Annotated in this window: 11 protein-coding genes and 2 tRNA genes; 12 read left to right on the top strand and 1 reads right to left on the bottom strand. The window is 46.6% G+C overall.

What is annotated here, in order from left to right; genetic code table 11:
• The 10 genes from KB186_RS01930 to KB186_RS01885 all read left to right on the top strand — a co-directional run bounded on the left by KB186_RS01930 (nucleotide 1) and on the right by KB186_RS01885 (nucleotide 7,973).
• Nucleotides 1-3,138 (top strand): efflux RND transporter permease subunit, encoded by a 3,138-nt coding sequence (locus KB186_RS01930; protein ID WP_232773007.1) that lies wholly within the window; start codon nucleotides 1-3, stop codon nucleotides 3,136-3,138.
• A gap of 28 nt (nucleotides 3,139-3,166) precedes the next feature.
• A complete protein-coding gene (locus tag KB186_RS01925; protein ID WP_232773006.1) occupies nucleotides 3,167-4,393 on the top strand; it encodes an efflux RND transporter periplasmic adaptor subunit in 1,227 nt (408 codons plus the stop codon).
• Between the two features lie 204 nt (nucleotides 4,394-4,597).
• A complete protein-coding gene (locus tag KB186_RS01920) occupies nucleotides 4,598-5,308 on the top strand; it encodes a cytochrome c biogenesis CcdA family protein (RefSeq protein WP_173607827.1) in 711 nt (236 codons plus the stop codon).
• Between the two features lie 23 nt (nucleotides 5,309-5,331).
• Nucleotides 5,332-5,865 carry a TlpA family protein disulfide reductase gene (locus KB186_RS01915; RefSeq protein ID WP_173607826.1) on the top strand — a complete coding sequence of 178 codons (534 nt, stop codon included), beginning with the start codon at nucleotides 5,332-5,334 and terminating at the stop codon, nucleotides 5,863-5,865.
• Nucleotides 5,866-6,036: 171 nt separating this feature from the next.
• Nucleotides 6,037-6,234: a hypothetical protein gene (locus KB186_RS01910; protein ID WP_173607825.1), complete on the top strand. Its 198-nt coding sequence runs from the start codon at nucleotides 6,037-6,039 to the stop codon at nucleotides 6,232-6,234.
• Nucleotides 6,235-6,520: 286 nt separating this feature from the next.
• The gene (locus KB186_RS01905; protein WP_173607824.1) at nucleotides 6,521-6,691 is read left to right on the top strand and encodes a YycC family protein; all 171 of its coding nucleotides are present in this window, start codon (nucleotides 6,521-6,523) and stop codon (nucleotides 6,689-6,691) included.
• Between the two features lie 27 nt (nucleotides 6,692-6,718).
• Complete coding sequence (locus tag KB186_RS01900) at nucleotides 6,719-7,285, top strand: thioredoxin family protein (RefSeq protein WP_173607823.1); 567 nt, start codon at nucleotides 6,719-6,721, stop codon at nucleotides 7,283-7,285.
• A gap of 66 nt (nucleotides 7,286-7,351) precedes the next feature.
• On the top strand, nucleotides 7,352-7,669 hold the full coding sequence (locus tag KB186_RS01895) for a hypothetical protein (RefSeq protein ID WP_232773005.1): 318 nt from the start codon (nucleotides 7,352-7,354) through the stop codon (nucleotides 7,667-7,669).
• A 92-nt stretch (nucleotides 7,670-7,761) separates the two neighbouring features.
• Nucleotides 7,762-7,846, top strand: a tRNA-Tyr gene (locus tag KB186_RS01890).
• A 45-nt stretch (nucleotides 7,847-7,891) separates the two neighbouring features.
• Nucleotides 7,892-7,973, top strand: a tRNA-Leu gene (locus tag KB186_RS01885).
• Between the two features lie 158 nt (nucleotides 7,974-8,131).
• Here the strand turns inward: KB186_RS01885 and edeQ are convergent.
• Nucleotides 8,132-8,569 carry an edeine self-resistance N-acetyltransferase EdeQ gene (gene edeQ / locus KB186_RS01880; RefSeq protein ID WP_173607821.1) on the bottom strand — a complete coding sequence of 146 codons (438 nt, stop codon included), beginning with the start codon at nucleotides 8,567-8,569 and terminating at the stop codon, nucleotides 8,132-8,134.
• 298 nt (nucleotides 8,570-8,867) lie between these two features.
• Between edeQ and edeP the strand changes: the two genes are divergently transcribed.
• A complete protein-coding gene (edeP, locus tag KB186_RS01875; RefSeq protein ID WP_255688314.1) occupies nucleotides 8,868-13,373 on the top strand; it encodes an edeine non-ribosomal peptide synthetase EdeP in 4,506 nt (1,501 codons plus the stop codon).
• A gap of 45 nt (nucleotides 13,374-13,418) precedes the next feature.
• Complete coding sequence (locus tag KB186_RS01870; protein ID WP_232773004.1) at nucleotides 13,419-14,666, top strand: lysine 2,3-aminomutase; 1,248 nt, start codon at nucleotides 13,419-13,421, stop codon at nucleotides 14,664-14,666.
• Nucleotides 14,667-14,685 lie beyond the last annotated feature (19 nt).

The raw sequence follows: 14,685 nt of genomic DNA, 5'->3' as shown, positions 1-14,685 counted from the left end.
TTGAATCTTTCTGAACTATCGATTAAACGCCCGGTCACCATGATTATGTTGACTCTGGCCATGCTGATTTTTGGTTTCGTCTCACTGCCTCGCTTGGCGATTGATCTCATGCCGGACCTGAACTTCCCGGTTGCTGTCGTAGTTACCTCCGTTGACGGCGGATCGCCAAGTGAGGTAGAAAAACTGGTAACGAAGCCGATTGAGGACGCACTTGCAACGGTATCCGATTTAGATAGTATACAATCGGTATCGATGGAAGGCGCTTCGCAGGTTATCCTCATGTTTAACTGGGGGACAGACCTTGATCAGGCGACTCTCGACATGCGGGAGAAGGTAGATCAGGTTCGTGGCTCTTTGCCTGACTCAGCTAGAGCGCCACGTGTACTGCGCATTGACCCGAACAGTACACCGATCATAGAGTTTGCGGTGACGGGTGAGCAAGATATCAACAAATTGAAAAAGATGGCCGAGGATATGATCCAATCACGCCTGGAGCGTATTGATGGGGTCGCATCTGCTTCCATCAGCGGTGGACAAAGCCGGATCATCGATGTTACCGTCGATCCAGCCAAACTGGCGGCGTATGGATTGTCCCTTGACCAAGTTCAGCAGGCTCTACAGGGCAGCAACTTGTCAGGTTCCGGTGGAGCGGTACGCGAGGGTGATGCCAAGCTCAACATCCGTGTACAAGGTGAGTTTGCCGATGTCGATCAAATCTCGCTGACACCAATCTCTGTTGGAGGAAACTCCATCAGGCTCAGCGATATTGCCGAAGTAAAAGACACGCATCAAGATGTAACGCAATTGAGTTACGTCAACGGAACACCGAGTTTGGGTATTAAAGTGACAAAAGCTTCTGGCGGAAACACCATTGAGGTAGCAGATGATGTAAAAGCTGAGCTGGAGAAAATCAAAGGCGAGCTGCCAGAAGGCGTTAAAATCATTACGACTCTGGATACATCCACTTACATTAAGGATTCCGTTTATACGACCGCTGAACATGCCCTGTTGGGTGGCGGTATCGGTATGATCTTGCTGTTCTTCTTCTTGGGCAGCTTGCGATCCATGGTAATTGCGGTCATCGTTCTTCCTGTATCGATCGTTGCTACATTCTTGCTGATGTATATGTCTGGACAAACGATCAACCTGATTTCCCTCTCCGGTTTGACATTGGGATTGGGATCATTGATTGACTTTGCGGTTGTTATGCTCGAGAATGTTTTCCGTCATCGAGAACAGGGAAAAGGTATGATGGAAGCCGCCTTGGATGGTTCCAAAGAAGTAGGTACGGCAGTAATGGCTTCGGCTTTGGCGCAAATTTGCGTATTCTTGCCGATTGCCCTCACGGAAGGTATTGCTTCTGAGTTGTTTGGACCACTTGCATTGACGGTTGTTTACTCCCATATTGCGGCGCTGGTATTCTCTATTTTGCTCGTGCCGATGCTGAGTTCGAGAATTTTAAACAAAATTCCGTCGCATACACATCATGAGAACTATCGTGGAATTAATCCGGTTACTTGGTTCAACATTGGATTTAGCAAAGTAGAAAAAGGCTACCAAAGACTGTTAAAATGGTCATTGGGCCATCGTAAAACAGTCATGATTTCTTCGGTTGTCCTGATGGTGGGGTCTCTCGCATTAACACCGATGATCGGGGCAGAGTTTATTCCAGCCATGGACCAAGGTCAAGTAAATATCTCTATCAAAATGCCGAATGGTACTGTTCTGGCTGAAACTGAGAAAGTTACCAGACAAGTAGAAGAAATTGTCAACACGGTTCCGGAGAAGAAAATTGTAGCGACTTCGGTTGGTAGCAATGCATCACCGATAGCTAGCACATTGTCATCCAATCAGGGGACGATCACCCTGATGCTGGTAGATCTCGACAAGCGAACTCGTTCCTCCAATGAAATTGTGATGGATCTCCAGGAAAAGCTGAAACATATTGCTGGCCCGGAAATTAAGGTAAGCGCACCAGCCGGCATGTCTACCGGTTCCCCCATTCAACTGAAGGTTAGCGGGGATGACTTGGCCGTACTGAAAGACATCAGTGGTATCATTAAAGGTGAAATTGAGAAGGTACCTGGTACGAGTAACGTAACAACCAGCTTGGAAGAATCAAGACAAGAGCTGGAAGTGAAGATCGATGCTGAGAAAGCGAGCCTGTACGGATTGACGACAGGACAAATTCTCTCCAGTGTTCGCACTTCCTTCCAAGGTCAAACGGTAACGTACTATCGCACAGGGGATGATGAGATTGACGTCAACCTCAAGCTGCCCAAATCGTATCAGGAAGACATCAACTTCTTGAACAATATGCGAATTTCCGCTCCTGGTGGGGCACAGATCGCGCTTACCTCGGTTGCGACTATCAATAAGGTAGATGTGCCAGTATCGATTAACCGTGCCAACTCAAGCCGTGAAGTTCAAGTAACGAGTGATTTGGCAGGGCGTGACCTGAGCTCTGTCACACGGGAAGTGCAAGAGAAAATTTCGAAGCTGAATCTCCCGGATGGCTACACAGTCGATTTTGGCGGGCAAAGTGAAGAAATGATGGAATCATTCAGCAGCCTTGCTCTCGCGATTGTACTGTCTGTCGTGTTGCTTTATATGGTAATGGCAGCGCAGTTTGAATCGTTATACACCCCATTTATCATCATGTTCTCCGTGCCACCAACCGTTACAGGTGTTCTGCTTGGACTTTTGGCGACAGGTACAACGATCAGCGTTGGGGTTTTGATCGGGTACATCTTGTTGATCGGTTTGGTCGTGAACAACGCGATTGTATTGATCGACTACGTGAACCAATTGCGTGCTAAAGGTATGGAGCTGTATGATGCGATCCTGCATGCTGGCCCGATTCGTCTTCGTCCGATTTTGATGACGACACTTACCACTATTCTGGCGATTGGACCACTCGCATTCTCTGGCGGCGCTGGTTCTGAAACGAACGCACCAATGGCCGTGACGGTTATTTTCGGTCTTGGATTCTCTACCTTGATTACACTAGTTCTGGTTCCTGTCGTTGCTTCCTGGTTTGATGACGCAGGGAAAAAGAGACGCTTGAAGCGCCAATTGAAACTCGAAAAGAAACTTGCTAAGAAACAAAAGAAAATCAATCCCGCTTTGGAATCGTAAGACGTTTGTGGGAAGAGGAGGGACATACATGAAACTAAATAAAAAACCCGTCATTTTGGCATTGCTGGCCATCACTCTAGTGGCAGGGTGCTCCAGCCCGCAAGCGGAAACGCCGCCTACGGAAACGGTGGAAGCAGCAACCCCTGTACAGGTTGAAACGGTTGCTTTAGGCACAGTAGTATCAGATTCTGGTCTCACGGCAAAGCTGGCTCCGAGTGAAGAAGTGCAAGTTTCCCCGAAAATGGGCGGGAAAATTTCTTCCCTGCCAGTGAAACTGGGCCAATACGTGACAAAAGGTCAAGTATTGTTCAAGCTCGATGAAAAAGATCTCGTGAACGGTGTCAAGCAAGCAGAAGCAGCTTACAACGTATCAAAAGCCAGCTTAAACCAAGCAGGCAGCAGCTCTGATCAAGGCTTGGTTCAAGCAAAAAATAGCCTGAAGCAGGCAGAAACTGCCCTTCAGGATGCCAAAGTAAACCAGCAGCGGATGCAACAGCTCTTTTCTCAAGGAGCGATTTCCGCACAGCAGATGGAACAGGCAAACTCCCAACTGACAACGGCACAGACTTCTTATGATAACGCACAGCAGGCTTTACAATCTGCTGGGCAAAAAACGAGCGTGCAAGTTTCCGAAGCCTCTGTGCAGCAAGCCCAAGTGAGTCTGCAAAATGCTCGTGAGCAATTGGCGAATGCAACTGTGACGTCTCCGATCAACGGATATATTTCCAGCGTAAATGGCGCAGTTGGTCAAATGGCAGGTCAGCAGCCGGTTGTGGTTGTCGTTAACACGAATCCACTTCTGGTAAAAGCGAATCTGTCAGAAGCTGATATCACAAAAGTAAAAGTAGGGACTACTGTAAAAGTAAACGTACAATCATCAGGAAAAACGATTGATGCCAAAGTAACGGCGATGAGTCCAGTCATGGATTCACAGCTCAAGGCATACCCGGTGGAGATTACAATTCCAAACCCATCCAATGAGCTGAAGTCCGATATGGTTGTGAATGTGACCTTCCCATCGGTTGGGGAAAGCGGAGCGAAATCGATCGTTGTAACACGCGGTGCAGTTTTTGATCGCGATGGTAAACAGTATGTATTCAAGCTGGAAGGTGACATTGCAAAACAAGTCGAGGTCACTACAGGCAAATCTTCTAGTGATCAGATCGAAATTTTGACAGGCTTGTCTGCCGGCGATAAGATCGTGGTAAAAGGGCAAACACTGCTTCAAGATGGCGGTAAGGTTACGATTCAGTAAGAAAAAAAGAATAGCAGGAAAGGGGCGGAGTACATCCGCCTCTTTTTTGTGTACAATGGAAGTATTCATGAAGGGGATCTGAATGAGCTATTATACAAAGGAAAATGTCACGGATTTAAGACAAAGTGTCTTTGCTACTTTTGAAGGGGGAAAAGATTCGATACAATGAGAAGATAGTGGATAAAATACCCACCGGAGGTACATATGACTGGCGATATTACTGTCTTTTTGGCATTTGCAGCAGGTTTTCTCTCGTTTATTTCTCCTTGCTGCCTGCCGCTTTATCCGTCCTTTTTGTCTTACATAACTGGGGTAACGATTGATGAAGTAAGGAACGGGAGAGCGGTTTTTCGAAAGCAAGCCTTCTTGCATACCTTTTTCTTCATTGTCGGATTTTCGATCATTTTCGTTGCGCTTGGGTTGTCTACATCATGGATCGGAAGCTTGTTCACCGACCAGCAGGACTTGATTCGTCAATTGGGCGGTATTTTGCTTGCTGTTATTGGTTTCGTTATGCTTGGCGTGTTTAAAATGGATTGGATGATGCGTTCTTTTAAAATCGATTTAAAATCGAGACCATTGGGGTATACTGGGTCCATACTGGTGGGAATGACGTATGCAGCTGGATGGACACCTTGTGTGGGACCGATTCTTTCTGGCATTATCGTCATGGGCGTATCCAATCCTTCAAGCGCCTTGGCTTACACATTGGCGTATACACTCGGTTTCGCCATTCCGTTTTTTGTCATGACGTTCTTCATCAGTAAGGTGAAAGCGATTGTGAAGTATTCCGACCTGTTTATGAAAATCGGAGGAGCCATTATGATTTTGTTCGGTGTTCTTCTGTATACAGATAAACTGACGGATATTACACGCGTTCTCATTCAAATGTACGGAGGCTTTACGGGATTCTAACTCAGTAGGGCAGAGGTGACAAAATGAAAAAGCTGTTGCTCGCGGTGATCGTATTATTGGGCGTCGGACTTGCTGTGTGGGAAAAGCCTCAAGAAACAGCCGCAATCGTAGCAGAGGTTCAAAAACCGGAAGTTGGCTTTGCGGCTCCTCATTTTACACTGACCGGACTGGATCAGCAGACGTACAAGGTAGAAGGAAAAAGGGCGAAACCGTTGGTCTTGAATTTTTGGGCTTCCTGGTGTGGACCATGCAAGCTGGAAGCGCCTGATTTACAAAAAGTCTATGAAAAATACGGCGGACAGGTTGATATGTTTGGTGTGAACGTCACGAGCAATGACAGTCCGGAAGCAGCTATGGCCTTCGTCACCAACTACAAGCTGACATTTCCGATACCGATGGACGTAGCTGGAACTGTGTCGAACCGTTACAAGGTGATGGCATTCCCAACGACTTACTTGATTGACGCGGATGGGATCGTACGAAAGAAGATCATTGGCATGGTGGATGCTTCTACACTGGAGCTGGAACTGCGCCAGTTGTTAAGTCCAAAGCCATAATGAAGTCACATAAGTCGCTGGGAGAGAATTCTCCGGCGGCTTTTTCTATTTGTGATATGTATGACAAGGCCCATTTTGCAGGTGAATATCTTGATTTTGTATGCTTGCCTAAAGAGCGGGGGTTCTCTCCTTCATAGACTGGAGTGATCCAGGGCAAAGGGAGGAAAACAGATGGCCAAGGGCAAAAAGATCAAGAAGAAGAATACGCGACAGCACCCCAATCAAGTACAGATGAAAATCGTAACATCCCATACATGTCAAGTATGCAAGCAGCAATGTGCACGAGGTTTGGCATATATGGAGCAGATGTCCCAGCCCGGCGCGATCGGCTTTGGTGTACCATGTATCCTTACTAAGCAAAAGCCATAGTTCGTCCTTTTCCATTGTGCGGGATATTCTGTTCACGAGATAGTCCCTTCGCGTACGGTGAGCAGGGATCAAACAGCCTGACTCCATTTTGGAGCTACCTATGGGTGGCTCTTTTTTAATTTTTCATTAAGAATTGGCCTGAGCAAATGTGAAAGAGAGGATCAGTAGAGCCAACATGTTACAAAGGTTAAAGGCTCTCAAGTGCCAGGCTTGTATGCTGGCAGGTTTAACGGCTGTGTATTATACTGAAGGGACTGATAAAAGCAAGGGAAAGGAGCAAAATAACATGCGTCCATTACAAATATCACCGGAGACCGCTGTCAAGCTGGCGGAAGCGCTTCAGGTACCCTTGGAGCGTCTCATGCACATGCCGCAGCACATCTTGTTGCAAAAAATGATGGAGCTGGCGAATCAAGAAAAGGAAGCAAACGAAGCAACGGATAAAACCCAAGAATAGGCGAGCGATACAAAAGGAGGAGAAAAGATGGGGGCAAACGTAGCACATAAATTCCGTACGGGGCTTAAGCCACAGGCGTTTGTGGAAAGCATGACGAAAAATCAGGATACATACCAAAACTGGTCGGATGCATTTTCATGGGAGGATGAACAAGAACGTGCTTTTTTTGCCTCTCTCCAGCATCGTGATGACCTCAGATGTTTGATTTTGGCTGCAGATTGGTGTGGCGACGTCGTTCGCAACTTGCCAGTCGTCTTACATGCCCTGAAAGAAACGGACATGCCAGTGGAAATTATGGTGATGGAAGAACACCTCGATCTGATGGATGAGTTTCTTACGATGGGAGGTCGGGCGATCCCTGTTGTTATTTTCGCAGACACGGGTGGTCATGTTCTTGCCAAATGGGGACCGAGACCAAAGCATGTCCAAGCTGTCATGACGGCATTCAAACAAGATAACCCGGACCGAACCGCAACGGATTATGAAGACAAGATCAAGGTAGCGCGTGCCGAAATGCTTGAGCAGTATGGAGAAGGCACTGGCTATCAACAAGTGATTGTCAAAGAACTGAGAGAGCTACTTTCCTCGATCTAACGATCATATCAAAAACAGGGCGGAGTCCCGGCTCCGTCCATTTTCATGCAGAAGGGCTGAATATTCATGTATTACTACGGCAATGAAACCATTATGTCCTTGGAGCAGGTGCTTCGCTTAAAAGCATCGGAAGTTCGAATCCTGGAGTGGGTACGTACCTACGAGTTTTTAGAAAACAGTTATGGGATCGATGAAGCCGTTCCCTACTTCTTGGAGATAAAATGTGAAGAAGGGCATGTCAAGATTCGCAAAAACCGCATACTAGAATTCCCGGAATACTCCTGTGAGGGAGAAGCAACATTTCAAGAAGTAGACGAAGCATTGCGTGTCTTTCACGAGTGGGCACAGGAGATTTTGGCGCAAAAAGATAGTCAATTTAAATAAATATATTGACGTCAAACAAAGTTCATGATAAATTAATAAATGTCGCTTCTGGTTGAAGAGAGTAGACGCAGAAGATAGACAGCACATATTGTGGGGAGATAGTGAAGTGGCTAAACACGGCAGACTGTAAATCTGCTCCCTCCGGGTTCGGCGGTTCGAATCCGTCTCTCCCCACCATTGATTTTCTTTCGAAGATGTGCTAATTTATTCATAGTTTCACTTGCCGGTGTGGCGGAATGGCAGACGCGCGCGACTCAAAATCGTGAGGGAAACCGTGGGGGTTCAAGTCCCTTCACCGGCACCATATCAAAACGAATGCACACTAACCATGATGTTTACAGACACATGGAAGGTGTGCTTTTTTAATATACATACGGGAAACAATCCAAACAGCGGCGAGTCTAAGACTTGGTTTTCAGGTCTTAGGTCGCCGCTGTTCCCTTTTTGGGTAACGAAAACTCGCTAAAAATTTAATTCGGCAATCGTCTCGCCAAACAGAACCATACCATTTTTTTGAAATCCGAGTGAGGAGTAAAGGTTTTCGGCTGCGACGTTGGCTGGAGCATAACCAATGACAATTTTTTGACAATCTTCCTTTGCCTTCAAGATATCAATGACTTGCGCAATCGCAGCACGTCCGTAGCCTAGTCGTTGGTACTTCGCATCAATTAAGAGTCTGTAAATCCAGTAGTTGCCATCGTCAGGGTCAAGCCCATACATGACAAAGCCAACCATGGTGTCATCATGGTATATGGCCAAAGGAACAAATGTAGTTTGAAACTTTGATTCAGCGATGGAGTAGAGGTTCGGGGCAACAAACTCGCTCTGTTCGGGAGTAGGTTCCAGTTCAATACACTCTTCCCAGTTTTCCAAAGTTACTTCACGAAGTGTCACAGACATCTAATCACATTCATCCTTCCGAGGGCTTTTTGCCAATATATTACATTTTATCCTACGTGAAAAGACAGCCAAAATCAATAGAGTACACAAATTTTTTTCTATTTTATGCAGCGCTAGAGAAGGAGAACAAGGAATGGAATTCCCGTAATTTTCAGAAATAACAATTTATGGAAAATTCATTTGACACTACAGAAGAGTCATCTATATAGTTGAAATTGGAAGTATTTGTAATCGATTTGATTTTTTACCATGTCTGAATTGTGGTTACATCTGCACAATTCAGAAAGGGGGATATGCTTTGCGCCAGGATAAGAAGCAATGGAAGGTCGGTTATCCTTTAAGTCATCCACAAAAGCGTATCTGGTATACGGAAAAATTACATCCACAGCTTCCTATCCATACGTTAGGGGGGATGGTGAGGGTGCAAGGAAAGGTGAAGCTGGATGTACTGGAAGCCGCTATTCACCTGTTCATTCAAAAGAACGATACCTTGCGACTCAACTATCAGGAGGAAGAGACAGTCCTTCAGTTTGTTGGAGAGTACGAACCGCAGCCATTGCAGGTGTTTGATTTCAGACAGGAACAGAATGCGCCAGAGCGGTGCAGACAATTTCTGCAAGATTTGTTTACAAAGCCGTTTTCGATCGGACAAGAGCCTCTGTTCTACTTTTGTCTGATTCAACTGAGTGACGAAGAAGCGGGGTATTTTGTAAAGCTGCACCATTTGATTGCTGATGGTTGGTCTATTTCAATCATGACAGAACAAATTGCTCACTATTATGACACGTTGTTGGCAGGCGGTACCGTCCATGTAGGAGATGAACACGCTTATCAAACTCTTGTCGAAAGGGAGCATGCCTATTCTCAGACTGACAGATTTGAAAAGGACAAGCGATACTGGCGGGACAAGTTTCATAGCTTGCCCGTAATCACGACATTACAAAAGGCGACAGATACTACTGAAGGCAAGCGCAAAGTTTTTGCATTCAACCGCGAAGATTCGACAAGAATACGCCAGTTTGCAGACCAAATGAAATGCTCGCTAAATTCCTTGTTTGTGGCTCTCGTGAGTCTTTACCTGCAGCGCTGTACGAGGCAAGAAGAAATCGTGATCGGTACACCGCTGTTAAACCGTTCAGGCAAAGTGGAGCGCAAAATATTCGGGATGTTCACCAGCACTATGCCATTTCGTCTGGCAGTTCCGATGGAAATGGATGCTATCGATTATGTTAAATATGTCAACAGGGAACTCACTTCCTGTTATTTTCATCAGAAATATCCTTACGATTTGCTGGCTCAAGAGCTGGAGCTGAAGAAACATGGCTATGACAGCCTGTTTCAGATTTGTGTAAATTATTACAGCACGCAGTTGCCATTCACTCTTGGTGGCTACCCCGTGACTAATGAGGAGTTTTACAACGATCACCAGTTGTATTCGCTCCAAGTGATTATCAGAGAATGGGCAACAGATGAACAATTGACAATGGAATTGGACTATAAGATAGCCGAGTACACGGAAGAGGATATTGACCGAATAGCGGATCATCTCATAAGGCTTCTCCATCAGATGATCTCGATTCCAGAAGTACCGCTGTCCAATTTGAACTTCCTTGCTGACGAAGAGTTGGCACTACAACTCCATACGTGGAATGATACTGCTGCTTCCTATCCCAGCGAGAAGACGGTTGTCCAGTTGTTTGAAGAGCAAGTAATACGCTCACCACAGGGAGTTGCGTTGGAGTCAGAAGGGCGCACGCTGACATTTCAGGAACTACAGGATCAAGTGAATCGACTCGCTCAGTCATTGCGAAACCGAGGAGTTGGCCCTGGCGTAATTGTGGCGTTGCTGGCAGATCATTCGCCAGAGATGATCATCGGGCTGTTGGCAGTGCTAAAAGCTGGAGGGGCTTACCTTCCGATTGATCCTCAACTCCCTTCTCAGCGCATCGAATATCTGCTGTCTGATTCTGGAGCGGACCTGTTGCTTCGTCACACTTCGCGAACAGAGGATATTTCGTGGTCCAAAAAAATCCTAGAGCTTGGTGATTCGTCCCTGTATATAAAGGATGGCGCAACTCTGGAATTGGTTAGTCAGCCAGATGATTTGGCCTATGTCATTTATACATCAGGCTCTACTGGAAATCCGAAGGGAGTCATGGTTACTCATCGAGGACTGGTCAACTATATTTCGTGGGCGAAAGACCGCTATCTCTCCGGTCCTGAAGAAGCGTTCGCTTTCTATTCCTCGCTAGCATTTGACTTGACGGTTACGTCTATTTTTTGCCCGTTGGTAAAGGGAAATCGGATGGTTATCTATCCGCACTCCGATTCAGAGTTTGTATTATCGCGAATCTTTAGCGATGGACGCTCCCATGTTGTAAAGCTGACACCTGCCCATCTGTTTTTGCTGCAAGAAATCGCTTTGCCTAGTACCACGGTAAAGAGAGTGATAGTGGGCGGCGAGGACTTGAAGGTGAGTCTGGCTGAGGCAATTCATGCGAAATGGAACGGACAAATTGAAATTCTCAATGAGTATGGCCCTACCGAAACAGTAGTTGGGTGCATGATCTATCAATACGATCCAGTGATCGATACCGAAGGATCTGTACCGATTGGACATCCGATCAGTAACGTGCAGCTCTACATTTTGGATTCATATGGCAACCCAATCCCAATCGGATCGACGGGAGAGCTATTCATCTCAGGAGATAGTGTGGCACGGGGGTATCTCAACCGCGAGGAATTGACGCAAGAGCGTTTCCTACCTGATCCGTTTCAGCCAGGTAAAGTGATGTACAAGACGGGCGACCTGGTTCGCTATCGGCCTAATGGAGTCATGGAGTATCTGGGGCGGGCTGACTATCAGGTGAAGATTCATGGTTACCGTATTGAATTGGGTGAAATTGAACAACAGCTACTTGGTTATTCTTCTGTGCGTGAGGCCGTGGTGATTGATCGCATGGATACGTGGGGGCGTAAGTACCTTTGTGCTTACTTGATCACGGAAACATCTTTCCGGGAAAATGAGCTCCGCGAAGAACTGGCGAGTCGATTGCCCGCATACATGATCCCTTCGCAAATTGTGCAGCTTGAACAGTTTCCGTTGACCTCAAATGGCAAGGTAGATCGAAGACTGCTTCCCGAACCTGTCATGGAGCGAAAAGGTGTGGGGGATGAAACCAGTCCTCGTGACGAGTTTGACAAGCTATTGGTTGACGTGTATGAGGACGTGCTTGGTCATTCGCCGTTTGGTCTACATGACCCATTTTCCCAACTAGGCGGGGATTCGATCAAGGCGATTCAGGTTTCCTATCGATTGCATCAGCGAGGAATCAAGATTCCCGTAAGAGACATCTTGATTTATGACACGATTGCAGAACTAAAAGCGAGAAGTGACTGGAGCTGGGGAGTGGAACAGATCTCGCAAGAGCCGTGTACTGGCGAGTTGCCGTCATCTCCCATCGTTTCTTGGTTTTTGTCACAACAGTTCCGCAATGCTGATCATTGGAACCAGTCATTGCTCCTTGAAAGCAAGGAAAAAGTAACGCTGGAAGAGTTTGAAGCGAGTCTGTATGCACTGGTTAACCACCATGATTGTCTGCGACTCAATTACTCTGCAAAAGATGGGAAGCTCTTTTACAATGAGCGCCACCTGACCAATCGCGTGTCAGTGACTTGCGTCGATCTTTATTCCTTACCGCAAGAAGAACAGGAGAGTAGAATGCTTGAGGCGATGCGAGCTTGCGCTGTTAGCTTCAAGTTGGAAGAATCTTTGCTGTTTACCGGTTGTCTCTTTGAATTAGGTCCTGATCGACCTCAGCGATTGTTTCTGACGGCCCATCATCTTGTAGTGGACGGTGTCTCCTGGAGGATTCTCCTGGAAGATTTGATGAGTGCCTTGGCCAGTCTGAAACGTAATGAGCCGATTGTTTTGCCAGATAAAACACATTCGATGCAAGCGTGGATCAAGGAAGTCTCCGCCTTTTACCAGTCGGATCAGGCAAGCAAAGAAAAAGCATATTGGGACATGTTTTCCATCCCGGAAGACAAACTACCGACTGACTTCGATTTTGGCGAAGATTTGGTAGAATACAGCGCTACATCTACGCGCACACTTTCAGCCGAGATGACATCGCGACTGTTGACGACGGCCAACCGAATGTTCAATACGGGTCCCCAAGACTTATTGGTTGCAGCACTTACCCGGACATTATCTGATGTATTTGATAGGGAGCGTCTCTTACTGGTAATGGAGTCTCATGGGCGGGAGTCTTCTATCCATACGATGAACATAACCAGAACAGTAGGATGGTTCACCAGCATGTACCCTGTTTTGTTCGAAACGAATCTATCCAATCGGACCGATCACCTAAAAGGGGTAAAGGAGAAGTTGCGCCAGATTCCGATGGGTGGGCTTGGGTTTGGCTGGCTAAAGCCTCAGCTGCTCGCGGCTGTGGAAAAGTCCCAAGTTCGATTCAATTATCTGGGATCGGTGGATAATCAACTAAGTGATGATCTGGTACTAATGGGAGGAAACTTGGCAGTTGATGCCGGGGTGGGGAATCATTTGACTGCACTGCTTGACGTGGCTGCTCTCATTCGTCAAGGAGAACTTCAGGTTTCTGTTACGTACAGCTTGCGCAAGTATAGCGAGGAGACCATGGAGAAGATACTTGCGCTGTTTTTCAATGAATTGGAGCAGCTCATTGATCATTGTTGCCGTCAGGAGGTCCCTGAATTCACTCCATCGGATTTTGAAGATGTGGAATTGTCGCAAAAAGAGCTGGATCTGCTGTTTGGTTAGCAAGCGAATCTCATGCGTGTTTAATGAATGACAGGAGGGATTACATTGAGTGTTAAGGTATTAATGGGAAAAAAAGGATTTGAGGAGTTCGCAACAATTGTCAGGTTTACAGAAGCTGAGAGGGAAGAACGCAGTGCATTACTGGAGCAGTCTTATATGCCATTCAAGGTGACTCGCTATTATGCCGAGTTGATTGCGAGTCAATCAGAGCCTTATCGTACCCAGATGATCAATATCGTGCTTCCGCCACCGGGAATAAAGCCCTATAAAGGCCGTTTTGATCCCTATGGAAACAAGTCGTACCGTCAGGATGAAACAGCTTTTCTGCAACACAAGTATAAGAAGACGTTGTTGCTTCACATCGACGATTTTTGTATTGCCAACTGCCAGTTCTGCTATAAAGTGAATGAAATCCGCCATGAGGATATTGGATACACCAATATTATGGACAAAGCAGAAAGGGCAGTACAGTATCTGGAAGCCCACCCGTACATCGATAATGTCCTCTTTACCGGTGGAGACCCTGCTTCCTTCCGTAAAACTTCTGACTTAATCAAGCTGATCAGCACGCTATTGAGTGTGAAGAGTATTCGACTCGTTCGCTTTGCAACCAAGGCTTTGGCCTATGACCCTGCTCGTTTTCTTGATGGAGAGCTGCTGGCGTTTTTCGACCAAGTTAGACAGACGCCGGGCAAGCAGGTAAGTGTGATTTCTCAGTTTAACCATCCTGGGGAAATAAGCGACGTTTCAATTCAAGCAACGCAAGCACTGCTATCCGTCGGTGTCCAGATTCGCGGACAGCCTGCCATCATTCGTGGCGTTAACGATTCTGTCGAGACCTTGATCGACTTGCAGCGCAAGTTTTTGGATAATCGAATCATTTCGTATTATTTGACGGTATTTATGCCAGTCAGGGGAGTCGAGCAGTATGCCATTCCGTTGGACGAGGCTTTCCGGAATGTGGCCGAGTCCAAGCGCAATCTGGGTGGCTTGGAGAAAAAAGGGGTACTTCTTACTTCCCACGACTTTGGAAAATTAGAGATTTGTGGCTTTTATCCGACAGCCGAGCGCCCTGAAAAAATCGTTTTGAAATGGCATCAAGCAGTCGGACCAGACTATCTTCCAGCGCGGTTGAAGGAATTAATTCCAACTCGTTCAGAAGACCTGATGATTTTGGACTACAAACAGGGAGAGATGTACTGCCTCGACCATGTCTTCGAACACAATGGCTTGCCGTACGTGAATGCAGATGGGGAGATCGTGGAAAACCTGCCGAGTGAAGCAGTTCGGTAAGGGAGTCAGGAGAGAAAAA

The organism is Brevibacillus sp. AF8, from assembly GCF_021270385.1.
Classification (GTDB): Bacteria; Bacillota; Bacilli; order Brevibacillales; family Brevibacillaceae; genus Brevibacillus.
This window is presented reverse-complemented; position numbering and strand designations above follow the sequence as displayed.